The organism is Gilliamella sp. Gris1-4 (assembly GCF_001690335.1).
Taxonomy (GTDB): Bacteria; Pseudomonadota; Gammaproteobacteria; order Enterobacterales; family Orbaceae; genus Gilliamella; species Gilliamella apicola_P.
This window is the reverse complement of record NZ_LZHA01000047.1, coordinates 1-26,078: the sequence shown is the minus strand read 5'-3', so window position 1 is coordinate 26,078 and position 26,078 is coordinate 1. Positions and strand designations below refer to the sequence as shown.

Sequence of the window (26,078 nt, the reverse complement as noted above, 5' to 3'; positions counted from 1 at the left end):
GTACAATAATTATTCATCCAAAAAATAATATTTTTATCTATTATTTTTCTACTTTTTACAGTAGTGTAAATTATGTATAAATTTTTTTTAAAATCAAGCGAACTTTTCATTAAATTTAGTGTCTAAGTCTAATTTTAATCCTGTTTGATTATTTTTTAAACTAAAACAGATGAATATCTACCAGCTGTAACTTTCAATAAATTCTTGTTAGGGATTTTAATCAACCTAAAAGTTTGCATTACGCGGTGTTCTTGGGAATGGGATAACATCGCGCACATTTTGAACACCTGTTACATAAACAATTAAACGTTCAAAACCAAGACCAAAACCAGAATGCGGCACAGTACCGTATCGACGTAAATCACGATACCACCAATAATCTTCTTTTTTGAGTCCCAATTCTTCCATGCGCTTATCCAACATATCTAAACGCTCTTCACGCTGAGATCCACCAATGATTTCACCAATTCCTGGCGCTAAAACATCCATTGCCGCTACCGTTTTACCGTCATCATTCATACGCATATAAAACGCTTTAATATCTTTCGGATAGTTTTTTACTACCACTGGTGCTTTAAAATGTTGTTCAGCTAAATAACGTTCATGTTCTGAAGCTAAATCAATTCCCCAGCTGACTGGGTTTTCAAATTTAGCATCACAATTTTGTAATATAGTGATAGCATCAGTGTAATCCACTTGAGCAAAATCAGCATTAATAAAGTTTTCAAGACGATTAATTGCTTCTTTATCGACATGCTGGGTAAAAAATTGCATATCATCAGCACGTTTTTCTAGCACTTCTTTAAACACATATTTCAACATATCTTCAGCAAGCTTAGCGTTATCATCTAGATCAGCAAACGCTACTTCAGGCTCCATCATCCAAAACTCAGCTAAATGGCGAGTAGTATTTGAGTTCTCTGCTCTAAATGTTGGACCAAAAGTATAAACTTTAGAAAGTGCACAAGCATAAGTTTCAGCGTTTAATTGTCCAGAAACGGTTAAAAAAGCTTCTTTACCAAAGAAATCTTTATCAAAATCAACTTTACCATTATCAGATTTAGGCAGATTTAGCATATCAAGTGTTGAAACGCGGAACATTTCGCCCGCCCCTTCAGTATCTGATGCGGTAATAATAGGAGTTGATAGCCAATAAAAGCCACGATCATTAAAAAACTGATGAATTGCTTGCGCAAGCGTATGGCGTACACGCGTTATCGCACCAACAATATTGGTTCTTGCACGCAAGTGAGCCACTTCACGAAGATATTCAATTGAATGGCGCTTTGCTGCCATTGGGTAAGTTTCGGGATCGTCAACAAAGCCATACACTTCAACTTGCGTTGCTTGTAATTCATATTTTTGACCTTGACCTGGTGACTCCACTACTTTACCAGTGACTTTAACGGAACAACCAGCTGTTAGACGCAAGATTTCTTGTTCATAATTAGGTAAATTATTTTCAATAACAGCTTGAATAGGATCAAAGCAGGAACCATCGTAAACAGCTAAAAATGAAATACCTGCTTTAGAATCACGGCGAGTTCTTACCCAGCCTTGAACTGAAATAGTGCTACCAACAGCAATTTTGCCTTGTAACACATCAACAATAGGTGCAACTGAAGTCATTTAATTATCCATCTCTACATTAATTTGTTTAAGTAATATTTAAAGTAATACAGATATATTCTAAAGACTATCCCATAACGAAATGGAATTCTTGAATAACTTGTTTCTTATTACTAATTTTTAGTTTCTAATATTAATAATAAGTTAAACATGAATTATTATCATTGTTTAACACTAAAAGTTCGTTTTAATTCATCAATAAAATCTAAATCCTGAGATATCGTTTTACCTGGACTATCTGATAGTTTAGCCACAGATTGATTATTACATTCCGTTAATTTAAGCACAATGTTCAATGCTTTGGTATTGGCATCTTTAGATGGAATATCACAAGCTAAAAAACCGCCGACGCCAAAAGATAATTTTACGCGATGATTAAAATGTTGATAGATTTTAATCGCCTTATCAAAATTTAAGCTATCAGAAAAAACCAAAAGTTTAGTTTGTGGATCTATGCCCAATTGCTGATAATGAGCAATTGCTTTTTCACCCCATTGAATTGAATCACCTGAATCATGACGAAGCCCTTGATAATGGGAAGCAAAATGCAAATCAAAATCACGTAAAAATGCATCCATTGTAATACAATCTGTTAATGCTATTCCTAAGTCATGAGGATATTCATCTAACCAAACTTGAAGAGCATTTCTTTGGCAATCTTGAAGATTAGCACTTAAACGTTGGTGAGCTTGAAACCACTCGTGTGCTTGGGTTCCAACAGGAGTAAGCCCTAAACGATAAGCCAGTAAATAATTGCTAGTACTATGAAAGTTATGAAAGTGTGTTTTCAAATAACTGACAACTGCCTCTTGCACCGCAAACGAATAACGCCTACGTGTACCAAAATCCATTAAATTAAAGCCCGACATATCCATATTAGCTGTTTTTTCATTAAACAACGCCAATTTATCTTTTAGCCGAGCTAGTGCCTCAGAAACTCCAATATTAGGTGAACGATCTTTATGAACAATTTCACTGATAACGGCAAGTAATGGCACTTCCCATAGAATAACATCTAGCCATTTACCTTCAATTGTAATAGAAAGCACTCCATCTTCATTTTTTATAGTGAGCAAATCACTATTGAAACGCCATTTTTTAAGCCAATTTAAATAGTCAGATTTAAAAAAGGAAATATTTGATAAATAGTTAAATTCATCATCAGACAGCGCTAATGATTCCATTAATTTCACTTGATGTATTATTTCATCAATATATTGTCCCAATAAATCATCACTACGACAACGAAACTGCGCAACGACAGTTACCTCTGGGTAGTAATGAAATACAGCTTGCTGCATATGCAACTTATAAGCATCAGTATCTAATATTGATGTAATTATTGCTGGTAACATGTAAATTTAGTGCTATTGCTTTAAATAAAAATTTCAAAGATTATAGCAGAATAATAATGAAGATATAGATTAATTATGTAATAAGATTGTTTTTAATCGACTATAATATCGATCAGTATAAAATATAAATTGATTTCAAACCAAAAGGTCATAACAACATGAATATAAAAACACCTGAATCGCAGCCTATTGCCAAAAATCGTCTTGATTATAAATCACCCGATTTTACCATTACCGACATTGATCTTGATTTTGATTTAGCTCCCGAAATAACAACCGTCACAGCTCGTAGCCGTGTTGTTAAGAAAAATAATGAAGCGGACAATTTAATTTTAGATGGTGAAGATCTTAAATTGATTTCTGTTAATATTGACGAACAACCATGGCATGATTATCAGCTCACAAAAGCTGGTTTAATCATTCAGCGTGTTCCAGCAGAATTTACATTAACGATTGTTAACGAAATCAAACCAATTGACAATACAGCACTTGAAGGATTATATGTATCAGGCGAAGCGCTCTGTACTCAATGTGAAGCAGAAGGATTCCGCCATATTACCTATTATCTTGACAGACCTGACGTTCTTGCTCGCTTTTCAACACGTATTACCGCGAATAAACAACATTATCCTTATCTACTTTCGAACGGTAATCGCATAGCGCAAGGCGAGCTTGCAGATGGACGTCATTGGGTACAATGGCAAGATCCTTTTCCGAAACCGGCTTACTTATTTGCATTAGTTGCTGGTGATTTTGATATTTTAAAAGATCAGTTTATCACGCAATCAAAGCGGAAAGTTGATTTAGAAATTTACGTTGATAAAGGTAATTTAGATCGTTCGCAGTGGGCTATGACAAGCTTAAAAAATGCCATGCGTTGGGACGAAACACGCTTTGGGCTTGAATACGACTTAGATATCTTTATGATTGTAGCGGTTGATTTTTTCAATATGGGAGCAATGGAAAACAAAGGATTAAATATCTTTAATTCAAAATATGTGCTTGCCAAACCACAAACAGCAACAGATGATGACTATCTAGGTATTGAAGGTGTAATTGGTCATGAATATTTTCACAACTGGACTGGTAATCGGGTAACCTGTCGCGACTGGTTCCAACTTAGTTTAAAAGAAGGATTAACTGTATTTCGAGATCAGGAATTTAGCGCTGATATGGGATCTCGTGCAGTAAAACGCATTGAGGATGTCAAACTTTTGCGCACCGTTCAATTTGCCGAAGATGCTAGCCCAATGTCTCACCCGATTCGCCCTGAACAAGTAATAGAAATGAATAACTTTTACACAGTCACCGTGTACGAAAAAGGCGCTGAAGTTATTCGAATGATGCATACTTTATTAGGAGAAGATAAATTCCAATCAGGGATGAAACTTTATTTTAAACGCCATGATGGTAGTGCCGCAACTTGTGATGATTTTGTTGCAGCCATGCAAGATGCCTCAGGTATTGATTTAACTCAATTTAAATTATGGTATAGCCAATCAGGAACACCTGAACTAACCATTACCGATAATTATGACGAGAAAAATCGACAATATACTTTAACAGTAGAACAATATACGCCAGCTACTCAAGATCAAGCACAAAAACAAGCTTTGCATATCCCACTTGATATCGAGTTATATCAACATAATGGTGAAATAATTCCACTACAATACCAAGGAAAATCTGTTCACCATGTTTTAAATTTAATACAAAACAAACAACAATTTATCTTTGATAACGTAACTCAAAAACCGATTATTTCAGTATTACGTGATTTTTCAGCACCTGTTAAGTTAACTTATGATTATCAAGATAATGATCTTATTTTCTTAATGCAACACGCTACTAACGCATTTAGCCGTTACGATGCAGCTCAAATGTTATTAGCAAAATATGTTCGCTTGAATGTGGAAAATTATCAAGAAAATCAAAATTTAATGTTGCCTGATTCAGTATTAGATGCATTTAGAGCCGTATTGTTATCAGAAAAAACTGACCCTTTCCTTATTGCACAAATATTAACCTTGCCATCTGAAAACGAGTTGGCGAATTTATTTACTGTGGTTGATCCAATCGCAATTCATCAAGTGCGTCTATTTTTGTTAACTAATTTTGCAAACGAATTTTATGATGAATTATTAGCCGTTTATCACCACAATAAAACATCACAATATCAAATTAAACATAATGACATTGCTAAGCGGTCACTTAAAAACTGTTGTTTAACTTTATTAGCTCATGCCGATGATAATTCGCACGCCAATACATTGGTTAACCAACAATATTATCAAGCAAATAATATGACTGATTGTTTAGCCGCCTTGAGTGTTGCTGTAAAAGCTGAACTTGATTGTCGAACTGAGTTATTGGCTAACTTTGATGACAAATGGCATCAAGATGGACTTGTTATGGACAAATGGTTAGCACTAAACGCAACAAGCCCAGAAAAGAATGTTCTTGCTACCGTGAAAAAATTATTAACTCACCGCTCATTTACACTCAGTAACCCAAATCGGATTCGTGCATTAATTGGAGCATTTGTAAATAATAACCCTGTGGCATTTCACGCTGAAGATGGCAGTGGTTATCAATTTTTAGTTGAAATTCTCACTGAGTTAAACCAAAAAAATCCGCAAGTTGCAGCAAGGCTTATCGATCCTCTAATTCGATTAAAACGTTATGACAAAAAGCGTCAAAAGCAGATGCAAAAAGCACTTGAGGCATTGCTAAAAATTGAAAATTTATCTAAAGATTTATTTGAGAAAATTAACAAGGCACTAGAAGCCTAAGTAGGAAATAGCATTCTGCAATATCGTTGTAGGATGCTATTAATAAATTTAAAATTGAAGTTGAAATTTTATACTAAAACGTAGAGTTTCCTGAAACTTTTTTACAAGCACTTTAATAAGTTTTAAATAATGACAATAAAAGAAATCACTCCCACAGAACTTGCACAAAAATTAAATCAGCAAGATAATCTATTTCTACTCGATGTACGAGAACCCAATGAAATAGCCATTTGCAGTATTGGCAACGCAACTCATATTCCAATGAATATGATCCCTTTATATCTAGATAAAATCCCAGATGAAATCGATATTGTTATTTATTGTCATCACGGCAGACGTAGCCTAACTGTTGCTCATTATTTAGCAGAAAACGGATTTGATCCTAACTTTCTCTATAATCTTACAGGAGGGATTGATGCTTGGGCGCTAACAATTGATAAACAGATGGCACGATACTAAAATGCCCGTTATCAAACGGGCTTTTCTTCATTACTTTACCTTGCTATGCTTATTCTTGAGGCATCACCCAATAACCATTTTGGTTATGCGTTTTCATATAATCTTTAAATTGTTGAGATTGATAAATACGCTTCACATCTTGAGCCCATCGACTATTTTCGTTTCCTTCATTCACTACAACCATAATTTCCAAATCAGGAATGATGGTTTCAGAAAGTAATGCTTTGTTCGAGTCAATATTAGCAGAATAAACAATGCTACCTGGAATTACCGCAAAATCTAATTCATTAAGCACTCTAGGAATATTGGCCGAATCCATTTCAATAATTTCAATACCTGCAATATTTTGAGCAATATCATTTTTACTAACAATAATAGGATTTGTATTATTTTTTAATTTTATCCAACCAGCTTTTTCTAGTAGATTATATGAACGAGCTGCATTAGAAGCATCTTGTGGAATAGCAACTTTTGCTCCTGAAAAAACTTGCGTTAATGAGGTGAACTTATTTGAAAATATTGCCGCAGGTACCGATGGTACATGCACAACCGATTTTAAATTTGCTTTACGCTGGGCATTAAACACATTCATATAAGCTGTGTGCTGTGCAACGGTTAAATCAATACTACCTTCACTTAAAGCTACATCTGATTCAAGTAAATGCGGAAAATTCACTAATTTAACCTTATAACCCTCTGATTCAAGTATGGGTTTAACAGCATCATTAAAAAGATCGTTATATGGACCTGGTGATACGCCCATGCTAATTTCTTTTTTTGTCTGATTATCGACTGGTTTAGACGAATTATCACAACCAATAGTCAAAAACACTGAACTAGCAACTAAAACGACTGATATGTATTTAAATATTTTTTGTTTGATAAACGCATTTTTCATTTCAGCTATCCTCTATAAGCTATAAGCATTAAATACACTCTAACACAGAAAAAAGCATTCATTTATTCCAAGTAATTCTATCTTATAACTATATGGAATAAGATATAAAAAACGATTATTAGAGCAACAATTTAACCTGTGATACCGTTAGATATATCAATTATTGTCAATCGTTGAATATGCCATATAAACACCTGCAATAAATGATTCAGCCAAATTGCCTAAGCAAGCACTTATTCAACTAGAACAAAATAAATAGGTGATGAACAATGATTAAATTTGAACATGTCTCAAAACAATATGAAAGAAATGGCGTCACAACACAAGCTTTAAACGATATTAATTTAACCATCAGTAAAGGTGATATTTACGGCATTATTGGTTACAGCGGCGCAGGTAAAAGTACCTTAGTGCGCTTAATTAACTTTCTTGAAAAACCAACACAAGGCAATGTCATTATTCAAAATAAACTATTAAATCAATTATCTAGTAACGAATTACGTCAAACCCGTCAAAAAATTGGTATGATTTTTCAGCATTTTAATTTGCTTGAATCAAAAACCGTATTTGAAAATATTGCTATTCCTTTAATTTTAATCAAAAAAGATAAACATTCGATTAAACAAAAAGTCTATGAACTTTTGGAATTTGTTGGATTAAGTGATAAAGCCAACAGCTATCCCAAAGAGCTTTCTGGTGGGCAAAAACAGCGCATTGGTATCGCCCGAGCTTTAGCCAACGATCCTGATATTTTACTATGTGATGAAGCAACTTCAGCACTTGATCCACAAACCACTCAAGCTATTTTAGATTTAATCAAAAAAATCAATGAAAAATATAAAATAACAGTCGTGTTAATCACTCACGAAATGCATGTAATTGAACAAATTTGCCATAAAGTTGCAGTAATGGAAAAAGGCAAGATTATAGAACAAGGTAACGTACTTGACGTATTTGGACAACCAAAACACCAAACTACTCAAAATTTTGTTAGCTCAGTGATCAACAATCAAATTCCAAATGGTGTTGTCGAAAATTTGTTAGAAATAGAAGGTAAAAAAGAAAATATTAAATTATTTAAGCTCGAATTCTTAGGACGATCTGCGTCAGAACCCGTGATAAATTCACTTATACTGCAACAAAAAGTTATCGTCAATATTTTGTTTGCCCATATGTCAGAAATCGAAAAAACGGTTTTAGGTAGTATGTTTGTTCAACTAAAAGGTAACGATAGTAATATCAAAGAATCAGTACATTACTTACGTGAGCGCGGTGTACAAGTCACTGAAATTAAACATTGGGAGATGAGTAAAAATGGAAATATTTAATACTATAATTGACTATTTGGCCTCTTGCTTTGCAACATCAGTAACCACTGAACAATTTGTTCAAGCATTCTATGACACCCTAATTATGGTAGTTTTCTCCTTAATTTTAGGTTCATTAATCGGAATTCCACTTGGTATTTGCTTAGTTACAACAAGACCTTATGGACTATTAGAAAATAGTCGAGTGTTTCGTATTATCAATCCGATTATTAATATAGTTCGCTCATTGCCTTTTATTATTTTATTAGTTGCTATCCAACCTTTAACAAAGGTCATTGTAAATAGCTCTATTGGCACTATAGCAGCGATTGTTCCGTTAACATTTTATGTTGCTCCTTACATTGCTAGATTAGTTGAAAATTCATTACTTGACGTGAATAGTGGTATTATTGAAGCGGCTCAATCAATGGGAGCGACGCCAATACAAATTATTTGGTATTTTATGTTACCAGAGGCATTTAGCTCTTTAATTTTAACGCTTACAACTGCTACTATAGGTTTAATTGGTGCTACAGCGATGGCTGGTGCTATTGGTGCTGGCGGTATTGGCGATTTAGCTGTGTCATACGGGTATCAACGTTTTGATAATACTGTTACTTATATCTGCGTGGTGATATTAGTTATTGCTATACAATTTATTCAAAGCACTGGTAATTATTTAGCTCGTAAAGCACGGCATGAATAAAACACATAATCACTTTTAGTTATGCATGATCAGTAAAAAATGGGGGGAGCTAAAATATAACTTTCCCCATTTATTATTTAGAAAAATAGCCTTAATTATCTTTTATCTCTCTAATAAGATATTTTACGTAAAACCTCTGTTTGCCTATAAAAATCAGCCATCGAGTATAAAAACTATTTATTGAGCAGTTATACACAAATAGGCAAAACGTTTAATTGATTTCTTTATTTACAAATATCAAGTAAAATAAGCAAAATTTTACCATTCTAGAAATCTAGGAAATCAATGTGACAAACGCATTACAACAAAATTTGGTTGAAATTCACGATATGTCTTTTTATCGTGGAACAAGGCCTATTTATAAAAATATGAGTTTGAATGTCCCGAAAGGAAAAGTGACAGCAATCATGGGACCTTCAGGAATTGGTAAAACCACACTACTAAGGCTCATTGGTGGTCAATTAAAACCCCAGTCAGGAAAAATTTTATTCGATGGTGAAGACATTCCAAGCATGTCTCGCTCCCGACTTTATGAAGTACGCAAACGCATTAGCATGTTATTTCAATCGGGAGCTTTATTTACCGATCTAACTGTGTTTGATAATGTTGCTTACCCACTACGTGAGCACTTCAAATTACCTGAACCTATATTGCATAATTTAGTCTTAATGAAATTACAAGCTGTTGGTTTACGTGGTGCAGCTCAAATGATGCCATCGGAACTATCTGGTGGTATGGCAAGGCGAGCAGCATTAGCTAGAGCCATTGCGCTTGATCCCGATTTAATTATGTTTGATGAACCTTTTGCTGGGCAAGATCCTATATCCATGGGTGTTATTGTTAAACTGATATCTGAAATAAACCAATCATTAGGATTAACCTGTATCGTTGTTAGCCATGACGTGACCGAAGTGCTCAGTATTGCAGATTATGCTTACATTGTAGCCGAACAACATATTATTGCAGGTGGTACATCACAACAATTACGTGATAATGATGATTTACGAGTAAAACAATTCCTTGACGGGTTGGCTGATGGTCCAGTACCTTTTCATTATCCTGCTGAAGATTACAAATTAGACCTAAGCAGAGGTACAAAATAATGTTAAATTTACTGGCAAAATTAGGACAATGGTTTATTGATATCATTGCGATGATTGGTCGTTCTGGTGTGATGCTCTTTAGGGCATTAATTGGTAAGCCACAATTTAATAAACAATTCCCATTACTCATTAAGCAATTTTATTTTGTTGGTGTACAATCACTCACTATTATTATTGTTTCTGGTCTTTTTATTGGCATGGTTTTGGCCTTACAAGGTTATTTTATTCTGACCACTTTTGGTGCTGAAGCCAGCCTTGGAATGATGGTAGCCCTTGCTCTACTTCGTGAGTTAGGTCCTGTTGTTGCTGGTTTGCTGTTTGCAGGTCGTGCTGGCTCTGCATTAACGGCTGAAATCGGCTTAATGAAAGCAACTGAGCAACTATCAAGTATGGAAATGATGGCAATTGATCCATTACGACGTATTATTGCACCTCGTTTTTGGGCTGGTTTTTTCAGTATGCCATTTTTAACTGCAATTTTTGTTACCGTTGGTATTTTAGGTGGTGTTATTGTAGGTGTTGATTGGAAAGGTATTGATGCGGGCTTTTTTTGGTCATCTATTCAAAGTAATGTTGATTGGTGGCATGATCTAGGTAACTGTTTTGTAAAAAGCTTTGCATTTGCCATTGCTAGCACTTGGATTGCTCTTTTCAATGGTTATGATTGTGTACCAACATCAGAAGGAATTAGTCGAGCAACAACAAGCACTGTTGTTTATTCATCATTAGTAATTTTGGGGTTAGATTTTATTTTAACCGCATTAATGTTTAGTCATTGAGGTCATTAAACATGAGTCGTAAAGTTGAAATCACAGTTGGATTATTTATGGTACTGGTCATTTGCTCGGTACTTTTTTTATGTTTTCGTGTAACTGATCCAACATCATTTGCTAGTCATAATTCATATCGAGTTTATGCTGTATTTGATAATATTGGCGGACTAAAAGCACGCTCTCCAATCAAAATCGGTGGCGTTGTGATTGGTCGAGTCAGTAATATAACTCTAAAATCATCAGATCTTGATGTATATAAACCCTATGTAACAATAGATATTGATGCACAATACAATCAAATTCCAGTTTCAAGTTCGCTTTCAATTAAAACATCAGGTTTATTAGGTGAACAATTTATTGATATTAACTTTGGACTTGATAAAAGTACTGAATTAGAACTTGATTCATTGGATAGCGAAGGTACAAGCAACAACTTGCCAACAAATAATCATGAACCAGCTTATTTTCATGATGGTTTTGTAATATACAACACTAAACCAGCAATGGTTATTGAAGACTTAATTGGTCAATTCCTTTATAGTACTGGAGGTTCGACCGATGATAAAAATAAGAAACAAAATACACAAGATATAAATGAAAATTAAGGAGTTTTGTTACTATGTTAACCAGATTTAAACACACTATTTTTTTTGCATTAGCTTTAATATTTAGTGCTAATGCGTTTGCTGAAAATGATCCTTATAAAGAGATGGAAATTGCTGCTAATAAGATTTTTAGCACCATGAATGCACAATCTGCGACATTAAAATCAAACCCTAACAAACTAAAAGAGATCGTAAGAACAGATTTATTACCTTATGTACAAGTAAAGTATGCTGGCGCATTAATTTTAGGTAATTATTATAAAAGTGCTACAGATGCGCAACGTAAAGCTTATTTCGCTGCTTTTGAAAACTATTTGGTACAAACTTTTGCTCAAGCATTATCTATGTATAATGGCCAAACTTATCAGGTTGAATCGCCAAAAGATTTAACTGGCAAAACGCTTATCTCTATTCGTGTTTTATTAAACCAACCTAATAAAAACCAACAACCATTGCGAATTGATTTCCAATGGCGTAAAAACTCTGTCACTGGCGAATGGAAAGCTTATGACTTAGTTGCAGAAGGCGTCAGCATGATCACCACCAAGCAAAATGAGTGGTCTACAATTTTACGTCAAGATGGTATTGACGCATTAACTAAACAATTAATTGATCTTTCAAATCGCAATATTGACCCAAACGCTAAACCAAAAGGCTAGCCATAATGTCGCGAATAAAAACAGAAAAACAACAAGAAATATTATCTTTACAGGGTGAACTTGATGTTCACTCTTTAAACGATTTGTGGTCAACACAAAATACTATTTTAAATGGTGTAAAATGCATTGATGTTGCGCAACTTATTCGGGTTGATTCTTCAGGGCTCGCAACTTTAATTTATTTTTGCAATAAATATCATGTAAAGCTCAAAGGTATTAATCCTCAGCTACAAACATTAATTACATTGTATGATCTACAACCTGTAATTAATATTTAAAAAATGTTAATTTTTATACTGAAACACATAGTTACCGGAAACTTTTTAACAAAAAATCTCCCCCATAATTTACATTAATGATGAGTATGAATAATGGATAAACAAGAAATTATAAACAAATTAAAAAATTCGCTTGAACTTGATGATGTACATGTCCTAACCGATGATGGAAGCCATTTCCAAGTTATTGCTGTAGGAGAATTATTTGCCGATTTAAATCGAGTGAAAAAACAACAAGCAATCTATGCCCCTTTGGCTGAATTTATTAATGATAACCGTATTCATGCGCTTTCTATAAAGACTTATACCCCCACTGAATGGCAACGTGAACGCAAACTTATGGGGTTATAACCATTTCTTAGCATGATAATCCCTTGAATTAATTGTTTTCGCCACCATATTATGTTGTATCAATAGACAACACCATTTGTATAAAGGTATCGCTACATGACTAATCCATTATTAACAGATGCACCATTACCCCTTTTTTCACAAATTAAACCCGAACATGTTTTGCCTGCTATACAAGAAACTTTAAAAAACTGCAGAAATACCATTGAAGCAGTATTAAAGCAAAATAGCCAATATACTTGGGATAACTTAATTCAACCAATTGATGAAGCAGACGAAAAATTTGGACGAGCTTGGTCTCCAGTTAGTCATCTTAACTCAGTTAAAAATAGCCCTGAATTACGTGAAGCTTATGAAGCTTGTCTGCCATTACTATCTGAGTACAGTACATGGGTTGGGCAACATAGACCTTTATATCAAGCTTATAAGCAACTCAAAGAAAGCGAACAATATGCTACTTTAACCAAAGCACAGAAAAAAGTGATTGATAATGCACTACGTGATTTTGAATTATCTGGAATTGGCTTACCCGATGACAAACAGAAACGTTACGGTGAAATTGTCGCAAAATTATCAGAATTATCCTCAAAATATAGTAACAATGTGCTCGATGCCACCATGGGATGGTCAAAATTAATTACCGATATCAAAGAACTATCTGGCATGCCTGAAAGTGCGCTTTCTGCCGCAAAAGAACAGGCTAAATTAAAAGATAAAGAGGGTTGGTTACTAACCTTAGATATACCAAGTTATCTTCCCGTCATGACCTACTGTGATAATCGTGATTTACGATTTGAACTTTACCAAGCCTATAATACTCGTGCGTCAGATCAAGGACCAAACGCAGGTAAGTGGGATAACTCTAAAATTATCAAACAAATCTTAACGCTTCGTAATGAGCTTGCACTATTACTAGGCTTCGATAATTATGCTAATAAATCATTAGCAACAAAAATGGCAAGCTCAACCACCCAAGTGATTGAATTTTTGACTAATTTAGCAACTAAAGCTAAACCTCAAGGTGAAAAAGAGTTAGCAGATCTTAAACGTTATGCTTATGAGTTTTTTGGCGCAAGTGACATCAAACCATGGGATATAGCTTATTATAGTGAAAAGCAAAAACAGCATTTGTACGCTATCAACGATGAAGAATTGCGTCCTTATTTCCCTCAACAACGAGTTATTAATGGTTTATTTGAAGTAGTGCATCGCATTTTTGGTATTACAGCCAAAGAGCGACAAGGCGTTGAAGTTTGGGATCCTGAAGTTAAATTTTATGATCTATTTGCCGCAAATGGTGAGTTAAAAGGTAGTTTCTATCTTGATTTATATGCACGTGAACATAAGCGTGGCGGCGCTTGGATGGATGATTGTATTGGTCGTATGCGTTTTGCTGATGGTCATGTACAAAAACCCGTTGCCTATTTAACTTGTAACTTCAATCGCCCTGTTGGTGATAAACCAGCACTATTTACACACGACGAAGTCACAACCCTTTTCCATGAATTTGGTCATGGTTTACACCACATGTTAACCGAAATTGATACTTCGTCAGTTTCTGGTATTAATGGGGTGCCATGGGATGCTGTTGAATTACCAAGTCAATTTTTAGAAAACTGGTGCTGGCAGCCTGAAGCGCTTGCATTCATATCTGGGCATTATCAAACTGGTGAACAGCTACCAACTGATATGTTAGAAAAGATGCTAGATGCTAAAAACTATCAAGCAGCACTATTTATTTTACGCCAATTGGAATTTGGTCTTTTTGACTTTAAATTACATACCCAAAAAGATCCTGATATTTTAAATACATTGGCTGAAATAAGAAAGCAAGTTGCCGTTGTTCCTGCCGTTGAATGGGGAAGATTTCCACACGCATTTAGCCATATCTTTGCTGGTGGTTATGCTGCAGGTTATTATAGCTATTTATGGGCAGAAGTATTATCTGCTGATGCATTTTCACGTTTTGAAGAAGAAGGTATTTTCAACGCTAAAACAGGCAATGCATTTCTTGATAACATCTTGTCACAAGGTGGTAGCGATGAGCCTATGACATTATTTAAAAACTTCCGAGGGCGTGAACCTCAACTTGAAGCATTACTTCGTCATTATGGTATCCACTAATTCTAACTTTGCTCAGCTAAAATTATTAGCTGAGCAGTGGTTATCCACACATGCTGATCTTCCATTCGCTCTTGTTACCCAAAACAATCAACTTGAGTTACAAAAAACTGACGAACCAAAACTAGGGGCAATATGCGTAAACTTTGTTTCTGGAACAATGGCTCATCGTCGCCAATTTGGTGGTGGACGTGGCGAAACGATTGCTAAAGCAGTAGGTATCAAAGGCGAGTATTTACCTACAGTTCTTGATACCACAGCAGGTCTTGGTCGAGATGCATTTGTTTTAGCATCAATCGGTTGCCATGTCACTATGTTTGAAAGGCATCCTATTGTTGCTGCATTGCTAGAAGATGGCTTGCAGCGTGCCTACCAAGATCCCAAAATCGGTAGTTGGATTGAGCAACATTTACGTTTAATTTATCATTCAAGCATTGAGGGATTGAGTACTTACCCTGAAAAACCTGATGTTATTTATCTCGATCCAATGTTCCCACATCGACAAAAAAGTGCGCTTGTCAAAAAAGAGATGCGCATTTTTCAACAATTAGTGGGCAGTGATAATGATGCAGATAGCCTATTAGAACCAGCAAGAAAATTAGCAAAAAGACGGATTGTAGTGAAAAGACCCGATTATGCACCGTTTTTAGCTAATCAAAAACCAACGGCCGAAATTAAAACTAAAAATCACCGTTTTGATATATATACACCTCTAGAGTAATACAAGGATATTGTTTAAATTATGCGATTAGATAAATTTCTCGCTCATCACTTAGGCGCTAGCCGCACTATTGTAACCAAAGAACTCAAAGCTAAAAAAGTGACTGTCGATGGTGAAATTATAAAATCAGGTGCTTATCAATTATCGCCAGAGCAGATTATTCAATATGATGGTTACCAAATTGAGCAAGTTACAGCTCAACGCTATTTCATGCTCAACAAACCGCAAGGCTATGTCTGCTCGACTGACGATCCTGACCACCCTACTATACTTTATTTTATTGATGAACCGATGCCTGAAAAATTGCATGCAGCAGGTAGACTTGATCTTGATACTACAGGACTTGTTCTACTTACTGATGATGGTAAGTGGTCACACCGTATTACATCACCCAAACATCATTGCGAAAAAGTCTATGCCGTCACGGTTGAACAGCCATTATGTATTGAACTGATTGATATATTTAAAAATGGTATCCAATTAAAAAATGAGAAATCACTTACCAAACCAGCTGAATTAAATATTATTGATGACTTTCACGCTGAATTAACTATTAGTGAAGGACGATATCATCAAGTTAAACGCATGTTTGCAGCAGTCAATAACCATGTTGTTGAATTGCATCGCAAACAAATAGGTAAGATAATTCTTGATATACCTGAAGGTGAATATCGACCACTTACACAAGATGAAATCGACTCGTTTAATTGACACATATAATTTACATTAATCTTAATAGCAACTTTCCATTTAGATAGATAAATAAATATTTTTTAAATAATTTTATCTCATTTATATGACATATTTTTAGGTGCATTTTAAAAAATTTGAAGGAAGTATGACGTGCCAACTCAAGATTGTTTAAGTGATATTAAAGTTTCCAAACAAGCGCTTATTTTTATCCTTGGATTACTTTCTATGTTGATGCCTTTATCCATAGATATGTATTTACCTAGTATGCCAACTATTGCACGCGACTTTAATGTAACCGATGGCACGGTACAGCTAACAATTAGTTGCTATTTATTAGGATTTTCTGTTGGACAACTTTTATTTGGACCACTCACAGATAGTTATGGCCGTCGTAATGTTCTCATTTTGGGTCTAATTATTTTTATAGTTGCGGCGTTAAGCTGTGGTATTGCCAACAATATTAATCAATTAATTACAGCTCGCTTTTTCCATGGCATTGCGGCAGCGGCTACAGCAATAGTCATTAATGCGTTAATGAAAGATATTTATCGTGATCGTGACGAATTTTCTAAAATGATGTCGTTTGTCATGCTGATATCCAACGTAGCACCATTACTCGCACCAATTATTGGTGGATTTATTTTATATTGGTTTAATTGGCAAGCCAATTTCTACACTATTAGCCTAATTGCTTTGACTTGCTTTGGTCTAGTGATCGCATTTATTCCTGAAACACTTACAAAAACAAAATGCGATAAATTCAGTTTAATTCGTATTTTAAGTAATTTTATTACACTGTTCAGGCATCGCCAAGTATTAACTTATATGATGTTAGGTGCATTTTCTGGAGCTGGATTATTTTCATTTTTAAGCTTAGGACCTTTTGTATATATGAATCTACACGGTACGGTGTTGCATCAACTAATTTTGGCTACTACTTTGCATTCAATATAATAGTTATGGTGTTTATGAATACATTAAATAGCCGTTTTGTTAAACATGTTGGTTCGATTAAAATGACGCAGTTCGGTCTTTTGGTCCAATTTGTTATGGCAATAGGCCTTACCATCGTAACATTATTTAATCTCGGATTTGCCTATCTTGTTATTTGTATTGCAGGATATATTGGTTGTATGTCAACCATTGGTGGAAATAGTATGGCAATCGTTTTAGACTTTTATCCCTATATTGCAGGTACAGCCTCATCTCTTGCCGGTACAATTCGTTTTGCAATCGCTGGAGCAATAGGCATATTATTATCATTATTGGTATCAACTCCAACTGCACAATCCATAACGGTCAATAATACAACAGAGTGGCTAATGGTTGGCTCTATGGTGTTATGTAATTTTATTTCTGTGAGCTTATTTTTGAGTGTCAAAAATAATAAAAGGTAATAATTATGATCTATCAACTAGGTGATTTACATCCACAAATTCATCAAAATTGTTTTATCGCAAAATCTGCTGATATCATTGGTGATGTCGTTTTACAAGAAGGTGTTTCTATTTGGTTCAACGCTGTTTTACGCGGTGATATTGCTCCCATACATATTGGTAAAAATAGCAATGTGCAAGATAACACTACCATCCATATTGAAACAAATATCCCTTGCATTATTGGCGAGAATGTCACTATTGGGCATAATGTTATCCTGCATAGTTGCACCATTGAAGATAATGTATTAATTGGTATGGGTAGTACTATATTAAACAATGCTAAAATTGCAAAAAATTGCCTTGTTGGCGCCAACTCGCTAGTAACACACACCATACCTTATAAAGAAGGTTGTTTAATTATGGGATCACCCGCAAAAATTATCCGCAAATTAACTAAAGCTGACATTACAGCAAATATCACTAATGCACAACGATATGTACAAAATGGTATAAGATTTAAAACTAGCCTACTTCCTGTTGCATAATAACCCAACAATAAATTGCGTTTTAGACGGTATTGGCTCTGTGAGCAAGCACAATTTATGATAAAATACTAGCTATTTTAATAGCAATAGTTTTTAGGTACTTGTTTGAAAAAGCCCAAAATGACAAAAAAACAGATCATCACTCAATTGATTCTACTAACAATAATAGGTTTATCTGTTTGTTTATTTCTATCACAGTTCAGTTACGATCCATCCGATCCCGGTTGGTCTCGTACGGCTTGGCACTACCCTATTAGTAATTTTGGCGGTTATATTGGTGCATACATCTGTGACGTTCTTTTTCAATTTTTAGGCTTTATTGCTTATAGCCTACCTTTTATCGCTATTTTTATTTGTTTACAGTCAATCGTTTATTTTTATAAACATGCTAATGATCCTATAAACTACTTTAGTCTTTCATTTCGGATTATTGGTGTGTTAGCATTTATATTTAGTGCTACAGGATTTTTTGCTTTAAATATTGCTGATTCTGAACAATTTGAAGCGGGCGGTTATTTAGGTGCGATTGTCATCGAAAGCCTTTTACCAATTATAGATAGTATTACTTTATCCTTAATTCTTCTTGCAACTTGCTTGGCCTGTGTCACATTATTAACTGGATTATCATGGTTGAATCTAATTGAAAAATTAGGTGCTTTTGTCATGATTTTACTACTACCGATTAGATGGTTAATTAAGCCTCGTACAGCCAATAAACTTAAACAACCAGATTCACTAAACGAAAAACCAATAGCACAGACTAATGAGGAAATAAAAGATCCTCAATTTACAATACCTTTTGATACAAAACTAGATAAAAAATCAGATGATGATACCAATATCATTCCAACATCAAATACTATCTCTAGTGTTGAAACAACTCAAAATCAGACTGCAAATACCATCATATCGACTGACGATAAAACAATCTCAATAAAAACAACCGATGAATTAATCAAATCACCCCACAAAGATACTCAAGTACCACAGTCAACAACAGCGCCTCTAACAAGTGATAATCCACCAAATAAAGAGCTCGATCCTAACGAGATTTTATCTCGCCTTGAATCAATTATTCAAAACATGAATGGAAACAAAGCTACTCCAGATCAAGAGCAAACCTTGTCTTCATCAATAGAACAAATAAAACAGGTAATACAAACACAAAAATCAGAAGAAAAATTACCATTTGATGAATCAGAAAAATACACAATTTCAGATTCACCAAGTAAAACACTGTTTACATCATTACACAACGAACCCAAAATTAATTTTACTAATGAACAAACACCGTTTGAATCATCCATCGGCATTTCAGCTATAGAAACAACTGAAACCAAACAACCATTTATTCAAGAACCACAGGTTATTACAAGTACAAAAGACACTGCATCTATAGAAGATATAGAAAACATAACAGATACAGAGACTGAAACTGAAACTGAAACTGAAACTGAAACTGAAACTGAAATAAAAGAAGTGAAAGCAGACGTAGAGCAACTAGAATATGTTGACACTGAAGCGCTAAAAAAAGCAAATCCAATTATTGACGATATCTATCCTGAAGAAGATCGTGTTGAAGATATTCAACATAATCATTTTAATGAAAATGACGAAGATAGCTTAATTCATCCGTTATTAAGACGTAATGATAAACCGTTACCTAAACCGACTACGCCACTACCGTCACTGAACTTATTAACTGCGCCACCAACAGCTCGAATCGAAGTCGATCATGGTGCCTTAAACGCAATGTCGGAACTGATTGAAAAAAGTTTATCGGATTATCGAGTTAAGGCTAAAGTGGTTGATTATTTACTGGGACCTGTGATTACTCGATTTGAAATTGAACTTGCACCGGGTATCAAAGCGGCACGAATTTCAACGCTAGATCGTGACTTAGCACGATCATTATCAATGCCATCGGTTCGTGTAGTTGAAGTTATTCCGGGAAAACCTTATGTAGGTATAGAATTGCCCAATAAAAATCGTCAAACAGTCTATTTTAGAGAAGTCTTAGACAGCCCTCAATTTAAAGATGCTCAATCGCCGTTAACTGTCGTATTAGGAAAAGATATCGCTGGGCAATCAGTGGTTGCTGATCTTGCTAAAATGCCTCATTTACTTGTTGCTGGTACTACTGGCTCGGGTAAATCAGTTGGTGTTAATGCGATGATTTTAAGCATTTTATATAAATCGCAACCTGAAGATGTCAGGTTTATTATGATTGACCCCAAAATGCTAGAGTTATCTATTTATGAAGGAATACCACATTTATTAACACAAGTGGTTACTGATATGAAAGATGCCGCTAATGCATTAAATTGGTGTGTTAACGAAATGGAACGACGCTATCGTCTAATGTCAGCATTAGGTGTGCGTAATATTGCTGGTTATAACGAAAAAATAAAACTAGCAGAACAAATGGGCAGACCAATTCCCGATCCACTTTGGAAACCAACTGATAGTATGGATCTTAATATGCCGACACTCGAAAAATTACCATATATTGTGGTTATGGTCGATGAATTTGCTGATTTGATTATGGCTGTCGGTAAAAAAGTCGAAGAACTAATTGCACGGCTTGCTCAAAAAGCGCGAGCAGCAGGTATTCATCTAGTTTTAGCCACACAACGTCCATCGGTGGATGTCATTACGGGATTAATCAAAGCGAATATACCAACTCGTATCGCTTTTACAGTATCAAGCAAAATTGATTCTCGCACTATTTTAGATCAAATGGGAGCAGAATCATTACTTGGTATGGGAGATATGCTTTATTTAGCCCCTAATAGCTCCATTCCAATTCGTGTTCACGGTGCATTTGTGCGTGATGAAGAAGTGCATGCTGTTGTGCAAGATTGGAAAGCACGTGGCACACCAAAATACGTTGAAAATGTCACAGTTGCGACCGATGATAGCGAAAATGGCAATTCCAACTCGTCAGATGAAGAACTTGATCCATTATTTGACCAAGTTGTTACTTTTGTCATAGAAACACGAAGAGCTTCTATCTCTAGCGTACAACGAAAATTTAGAATTGGCTACAACCGAGCAGCCCGAATTGTCGAACAAATGGAAGTAGAAGGCATTATTAGCGCCCCAAGCCATAATGGAAATCGGGAAGTACTAGCTGTATCAACACATAACGATTATTAGTTTTATCACACACCAATCCATTTAAAAGAGTGGCTTGGTGTTTCATCATAGCATCATGCAAATTAATTAAATCGAATCCCTATAGGTAACCAATAGTAATGAGTGATTATTCTCAGCAAGTAGCATTATTAGAATTACAACTCAATAATGACCCTAACCGATGTTTACCTGCGCAATTAGCAACTAAAGCATTAATCAAAGAAATTTGCTTATCACCAAAACCCGGATTAGTTGATATGAATAATAGTGGAGCACATCGTGATATGGATTTCCAAACCTTTATTCAAAGTATTAGTGCTATTTGTGTCTGGTTTGAACGTTTTTACCAATATGGTAAAACATCAGCTTTGCATAAAAATCAACTTTTTTTAGCTGGCATTAGACCAATTGGTATTAATTGCGAACAAGCGATGTTTAAAGCCACCAATCAAGTTAATACTCATAAAGGCGGGATATTTGCCTTTGGTTTGCTGCTCGGCGCTATTGGCAAGTTAGAGCAATTAAACTTACCAATCAATATACAAAGCATTTGTAACGGAGTTTCATCCATTTGCCAAGGCATTGTTCAAAGCGAGCTAAAACAAAATAATCTAACAAATTCTGTTGGTGAAAAGCTATTTAAACTCCATAACCTTACAGGAGCAAGAGGAGAAGCAGAATCAGGTTATGCAACAGTTAGAAATATCTCACTGCCTATCTTTCAACAAATGCAAAAGAACGGCTATGATGAAGAAACTTGCTTATTACAAGCGATGTTACATTTACTTGCTTTTAATCAAGACACTAATGTAGTTTCACGAGGTGGACTTGATGGCTTGACCTTTGTCCAAGAACAAGCGAAAAAACTCATCAAACAAGGTGGCGTAATCAATCCCAAAGTACGAGAAAATTTATATCATCTTGATAGTGAATTAATAAAACGTAATTTAAGCCCTGGCGGCTCAGCGGATTTAATTGCGATTACTTGGTTTTTGTCTCAATATAATGGATAAAACAAGACAATAAAAAGATAAGATTTATTGATATAAAAAGTAATTAAAAATAACAGAATTTAATATTTAACACTATTCTCCAATTAATTTTGGGGCTTTAATATCGGCCCCAATTAATATAACCAAAGATGAGTAATAATTATTGATTAATAAAATAACTCACCTTATGTGCTTCAGTCGGTAATGGAACTTCCCATTTATTTAATAACCGCTGAATTGCTTTATTTGGCAACGTAGTATCTCGTGCTGAATTACGGCGATACAACTCTTTTTCTGGTTGTTCAAGATAGACAATTTCCACATTCGCATGATAAGCATAAAGTAAATCGAGTGCTTTTTGACGCATCTCTTGCGATAAGTGGGTCGCATTCCAAATAAAAGGTTGTTTTGTTCTTAACCACTGTTTAACCTTCGCTAACACAAACTGAATAACCAGCCCTTCGTTTTCACCGTGCTTTAGTTTTAGCTCAGATCTAGCATCATCATAAGAAGCAACATCCCATGTTGGATAATGTTTACTCACCCAACTATTTTTACCCGATGCAGGTAAACCAGCTAGCATAATCACCTTAGATCCTTCTTGAGGATATAATGCATAATCGGGTAATACATTACTACCTCGAAAATATTGGATACGAGTATAATCATCAACAAATTGACGAGGGCGATATAAACACCCTTCTTCAAGTGCCAATTGCCTAAAGAGTTCAACTTCATCAAGCGCTCGGCGTTTATCAGCACAAATACGACCTTCCATATCTGCTTTAGCTTGCAAACACAACATCCAAATAGGCAATTGCCACGATAAGCAGTGAATTAAATATTCGGGTGATTTATTTCTTCCCTCATCACTTAAAGCAAAAAAAGGCACTTGATGTACACTAATGATTCGGCAGATTTGTTCCCGCAAATCAAATGGCACCCCCATTCGCCATAGTAATATACGACTACGGATCTCGCCTTTTTTGGAATGCCGTGGTTGTGTAATTTTACCTGTCAACTCATCTATAACGGTGGTTTCTGGCTTAGCGATATCATGTAATAAAGCAGTCATAAATAATACAAACTGCTCATCTTCTGTTGCGTTGGTAAACTCTTCTTGCGTTAATAATGCACGCACAACCATTTGCGTATGAACCCAAACGTTTCCCTCTCCATGATGCGAGGGATCTTGTGGCGTTATTATCAAACTATTCAATTCAGGAATACAGGTTAACCATGGGCTAAAATCATCTGTTGCCAACGTGCTTGCTATTTGTTGTTTTAGTACTTGGTAATTCATAATTTACCCCCTTTTAGGCATCCATTATTCCAATTTACTGTTAATTGAGGTGTATATAACTCAACACCTTGAGCCAACTGGTTTGGAATAAAAGGCTGTTCACTATGGTGTTGCCCTGCATCTAAAATGGCCTGAACAAAATCCTGCCTAACCCATTTTAAGCGATCAATGGTTTGTTCTTCCGATTCGATTTTAAGATATAACCCTTCCATCAAGTCAGAGTTATCGCATTGTTGCCAAGCTTTGCTTAAGTCAAGCTTTTCACGCATCACGATTTGTTCAAAGCAAGTACGCCAATTAGCAGTTTTAGCCAAAGATGGTTTGACTAACGCCAATAAATCGCTCAATTTAGAAGGTGCAATTCCTGCAAATAACACAGGTACCGATAAAACAGGACCACCAGCTAATAATTGATGTCGCTTTAGGGTAGATAAAAAACAGTTTTGTTGTCTATCCCAAATATCAAACTCACAAAAATAGTGCGGTAAAGCATCATAAAAAATAGCATGTTTTTTGTGTAACCATTCACCATAAAGGATATAGCGATCTTCTAAACGCTCAAGTAACCAATATTCATGCACGCAAGCCCAATGCTTTAAAAGGTTGAATTGGCGTTCTCGTGAACCACCTATTAAGTAATGTCCTCGAGATTGAAGCAACAGCTCACCACTAGCTGAAAAACTGATAGCACAGTTTGCACCGTCAAGTTTTTCTTCAATAACAATATATTGACCAGCTAATTGCTTATAAGGACGTTGTCCATGTTCACTATCACCAAACTGTAAGCGTGAGCTTTCTAGGTGCGGTGTTCGTGGATATTTAATTAATTCTAAATTTTGAATATAAGATTCCATTGTCATAATGTTTTCTCCAAAAAAAATAAGGGAAAACCGACAAGGCAAAAATCTATAGATTGAATTGCAACGAAGGGGCTTAGATAATACTAAGCAAAAGACAATATGATAGAAGATACCAAGTCGGCATTAAGATAAAGTGTTAACTACAGGCATTTTGCCACCTCGCTATAATAAAAAATTCAGGTTAAAAAAACGGCGCTATTATCAACAGTTGCTGATTTATTGTCAAGTTTAATGATAAGAAATAGTCAGTATTGTTAAAATAATACTTTTCCTGACCGATTTTTTAGCGAAAAATAAGGACTTTTTTTGTTTTTGTGAATAGAATAAATTGAGTGCGGTGGTTTCGGACGTTTGGGCTTTTTGTGAACAAAATAGCTATCGTGCCCACGTCCGAGTCAGGGAATTAAAGCGAATTCCCTAACAACCCTCGCTTTGGCTGCAGAATGTGGCCTTCGGCTGCCCCGACGCCGGCGCTCGGTCTTAACGCACCGGCTATGATTCGCTCCCAGCGAAGCATAGCCTCGCCAACCATCCCTGTTTGGCATGCTAACCTCGCTCTGTTGTCGGCACATTCTGACGCCGGAGTAAGTCAGACAGTACAGCCGATTGTTTTTTTTGTAATTATATGATTAATTCTATTTTTATTGCCGCCTATACGGCGTTAAGGCGTATAAATGCGTTTATTCGTCGTAACAATGATTTCTAAACCGCCTACACGGCGTTAAGGTAGAACTCAAGATTTGATAAATCTTACTGTATAAAGATAAACAACAATTTCATCTTTGAAAACCCTTTTTTTAAGCTGTTTTTTAATATGTTGATTTTAAATTTTCGCTAAAAAAAGGGTTTAGAGCGGTTAATTTGTTGTTATTAGGGCGCTGTTCGTGGTTTTGTTGGTTTGTTTTATGTTGGTGCTTTGCTTAGGTTGTGTAAGTGATTGATTTAGCTTGAAAACGGCAAAATAAAAAATTCAATAAAATCAATAGTCTACCTAGGTGATTTTTTGAGATTTTTGCAGTGTTTTTTATAAAAAAGTGACTTATAAAAGCCACTTAAGGTTATGTTATCTGTCTTGTTACGGCGTTAGACATGGAATAAATTTGAACATCTGAGCATAGCGAAGATGGCCTCGTAGAGGCGAGTATCAGGATGATACGAGTATTGCCGTAGGCCACATTCTGTAGCCTTGCGAGGGGTTTTTAGGGGATTTCGCAAAAAATCCCCTAAATCGGACGTTGTCACTGTAGCTATTTTGTTCACCAAAGGTCAAAACGTCCGAAACCTTGCCGTACTAAAAATAGACCACCGCTTTAAAGCGCCACAGCGCAACCCTAAGGAAAACGCCCCAACTTACGCGGGGGCTTTGTTCTTTGTTATATTATCCTCTCAAGCACCATAACCACCCCCGCGC

General features: G+C 35.4%; 21 protein-coding genes and 1 pseudogene. 17 read left to right on the top strand and 5 right to left on the bottom strand.

Annotated features, from left to right (window positions below):
* Positions 1–225 precede the first annotated feature (225 nt).
* Both asnS and pncB read right to left on the bottom strand, forming a co-directional pair.
* On the bottom strand, positions 226–1,629 hold the full coding sequence (gene asnS / locus A9G31_RS06235) for an asparagine--tRNA ligase (protein WP_065560919.1): 1,404 nt from the start codon (positions 1,627–1,629) through the stop codon (positions 226–228).
* A 161-nt stretch (positions 1,630–1,790) separates the two neighbouring features.
* Positions 1,791–2,984 (bottom strand): nicotinate phosphoribosyltransferase, encoded by a 1,194-nt coding sequence (gene pncB, locus A9G31_RS06230; RefSeq protein WP_065560918.1) that lies wholly within the window; start codon positions 2,982–2,984, stop codon positions 1,791–1,793.
* 158 nt (positions 2,985–3,142) lie between these two features.
* Here pncB and pepN point away from each other — a divergent pair, with 158 nt between their 5' ends.
* Positions 3,143–5,776, top strand: coding sequence for an aminopeptidase N (pepN, locus tag A9G31_RS06225; RefSeq protein ID WP_065560917.1), 2,634 nt, complete (start codon positions 3,143–3,145; stop codon positions 5,774–5,776).
* A 129-nt stretch (positions 5,777–5,905) separates the two neighbouring features.
* Positions 5,906–6,235: a rhodanese-like domain-containing protein gene (locus A9G31_RS06220; protein ID WP_065560916.1), complete on the top strand. Its 330-nt coding sequence runs from the start codon at positions 5,906–5,908 to the stop codon at positions 6,233–6,235.
* Positions 6,236–6,284: 49 nt separating this feature from the next.
* Here the strand turns inward: A9G31_RS06220 and A9G31_RS06215 are convergent, their stop codons facing one another.
* Complete coding sequence (locus tag A9G31_RS06215; protein WP_141671398.1) at positions 6,285–7,133, bottom strand: MetQ/NlpA family ABC transporter substrate-binding protein; 849 nt, start codon at positions 7,131–7,133, stop codon at positions 6,285–6,287.
* Between the two features lie 269 nt (positions 7,134–7,402).
* Between A9G31_RS06215 and A9G31_RS06210 the strand changes: the two genes are divergently transcribed.
* From A9G31_RS06210 to citG, 15 genes and pseudogenes are all read left to right on the top strand, one after another.
* Positions 7,403–8,461 (top strand): methionine ABC transporter ATP-binding protein, encoded by a 1,059-nt coding sequence (locus tag A9G31_RS06210; protein ID WP_065560915.1) that lies wholly within the window; start codon positions 7,403–7,405, stop codon positions 8,459–8,461.
* Between the two features lie 85 nt (positions 8,462–8,546).
* On the top strand, positions 8,547–9,146 hold the full coding sequence (locus A9G31_RS06205) for a methionine ABC transporter permease (protein ID WP_411630747.1): 600 nt from the start codon (positions 8,547–8,549) through the stop codon (positions 9,144–9,146).
* Between the two features lie 287 nt (positions 9,147–9,433).
* The gene (gene mlaF, locus A9G31_RS06200) at positions 9,434–10,249 is read left to right on the top strand and encodes a phospholipid ABC transporter ATP-binding protein MlaF (RefSeq protein ID WP_218056394.1); all 816 of its coding nucleotides are present in this window, start codon (positions 9,434–9,436) and stop codon (positions 10,247–10,249) included.
* Positions 10,249–11,028, top strand: coding sequence for a lipid asymmetry maintenance ABC transporter permease subunit MlaE (mlaE, locus tag A9G31_RS06195; RefSeq protein ID WP_141671397.1), 780 nt, complete (start codon positions 10,249–10,251; stop codon positions 11,026–11,028). Before mlaF ends, mlaE begins: the two co-directional genes overlap by 1 nt.
* 11 nt (positions 11,029–11,039) lie before the next feature.
* Positions 11,040–11,627, top strand: coding sequence for an outer membrane lipid asymmetry maintenance protein MlaD (gene mlaD / locus A9G31_RS06190; protein ID WP_065560913.1), 588 nt, complete (start codon positions 11,040–11,042; stop codon positions 11,625–11,627).
* Positions 11,628–11,641: 14 nt separating this feature from the next.
* The gene (mlaC, locus tag A9G31_RS06185; RefSeq protein ID WP_065560912.1) at positions 11,642–12,286 is read left to right on the top strand and encodes a phospholipid-binding protein MlaC; all 645 of its coding nucleotides are present in this window, start codon (positions 11,642–11,644) and stop codon (positions 12,284–12,286) included.
* Between the two features lie 5 nt (positions 12,287–12,291).
* Entirely contained in the window at positions 12,292–12,564 is a 273-nt protein-coding gene (locus A9G31_RS06180) for an STAS domain-containing protein (protein ID WP_065560911.1), read from the top strand.
* A gap of 93 nt (positions 12,565–12,657) precedes the next feature.
* Entirely contained in the window at positions 12,658–12,915 is a 258-nt protein-coding gene (locus A9G31_RS06175) for a BolA family protein (protein WP_065560910.1), read from the top strand.
* A 96-nt stretch (positions 12,916–13,011) separates the two neighbouring features.
* Positions 13,012–15,039 carry an oligopeptidase A gene (prlC, locus tag A9G31_RS06170; protein WP_065560909.1) on the top strand — a complete coding sequence of 676 codons (2,028 nt, stop codon included), beginning with the start codon at positions 13,012–13,014 and terminating at the stop codon, positions 15,037–15,039.
* The gene (locus A9G31_RS06165) at positions 15,026–15,757 is read left to right on the top strand and encodes a class I SAM-dependent methyltransferase (RefSeq protein WP_065560908.1); all 732 of its coding nucleotides are present in this window, start codon (positions 15,026–15,028) and stop codon (positions 15,755–15,757) included. Before prlC ends, A9G31_RS06165 begins: the two co-directional genes overlap by 14 nt.
* A gap of 21 nt (positions 15,758–15,778) precedes the next feature.
* Positions 15,779–16,468 carry a 16S rRNA pseudouridine(516) synthase RsuA gene (gene rsuA / locus A9G31_RS06160; RefSeq protein ID WP_065560907.1) on the top strand — a complete coding sequence of 230 codons (690 nt, stop codon included), beginning with the start codon at positions 15,779–15,781 and terminating at the stop codon, positions 16,466–16,468.
* A 207-nt stretch (positions 16,469–16,675) separates the two neighbouring features.
* A pseudogene (locus A9G31_RS12205) lies at positions 16,676–17,847 on the top strand (Bcr/CflA family multidrug efflux MFS transporter).
* A gap of 5 nt (positions 17,848–17,852) precedes the next feature.
* Positions 17,853–18,374 (top strand): gamma carbonic anhydrase family protein, encoded by a 522-nt coding sequence (locus A9G31_RS06150; RefSeq protein ID WP_065560906.1) that lies wholly within the window; start codon positions 17,853–17,855, stop codon positions 18,372–18,374.
* A 120-nt stretch (positions 18,375–18,494) separates the two neighbouring features.
* Positions 18,495–21,533, top strand: a complete 3,039-nt coding sequence (locus A9G31_RS12200) for a DNA translocase FtsK 4TM domain-containing protein (RefSeq protein WP_081299365.1) — start codon at positions 18,495–18,497, stop codon at positions 21,531–21,533.
* Positions 21,534–21,631: 98 nt separating this feature from the next.
* Positions 21,632–22,525 (top strand): triphosphoribosyl-dephospho-CoA synthase CitG, encoded by an 894-nt coding sequence (gene citG / locus A9G31_RS06140; protein ID WP_081299364.1) that lies wholly within the window; start codon positions 21,632–21,634, stop codon positions 22,523–22,525.
* Between the two features lie 139 nt (positions 22,526–22,664).
* Here citG and A9G31_RS06135 read toward each other — a convergent pair whose 3' ends face one another.
* Together A9G31_RS06135 and A9G31_RS06130 are read right to left on the bottom strand one after the other, a co-directional pair.
* On the bottom strand, positions 22,665–23,807 hold the full coding sequence (locus A9G31_RS06135; protein WP_065560905.1) for an AAA family ATPase: 1,143 nt from the start codon (positions 23,805–23,807) through the stop codon (positions 22,665–22,667).
* Positions 23,804–24,667 carry an RNA ligase family protein gene (locus A9G31_RS06130; protein ID WP_176700363.1) on the bottom strand — a complete coding sequence of 288 codons (864 nt, stop codon included), beginning with the start codon at positions 24,665–24,667 and terminating at the stop codon, positions 23,804–23,806. The genes A9G31_RS06135 and A9G31_RS06130 overlap by 4 nt, the downstream gene beginning before the upstream one ends.
* Between the last annotated feature and the right edge of the window lie 1,411 nt (positions 24,668–26,078).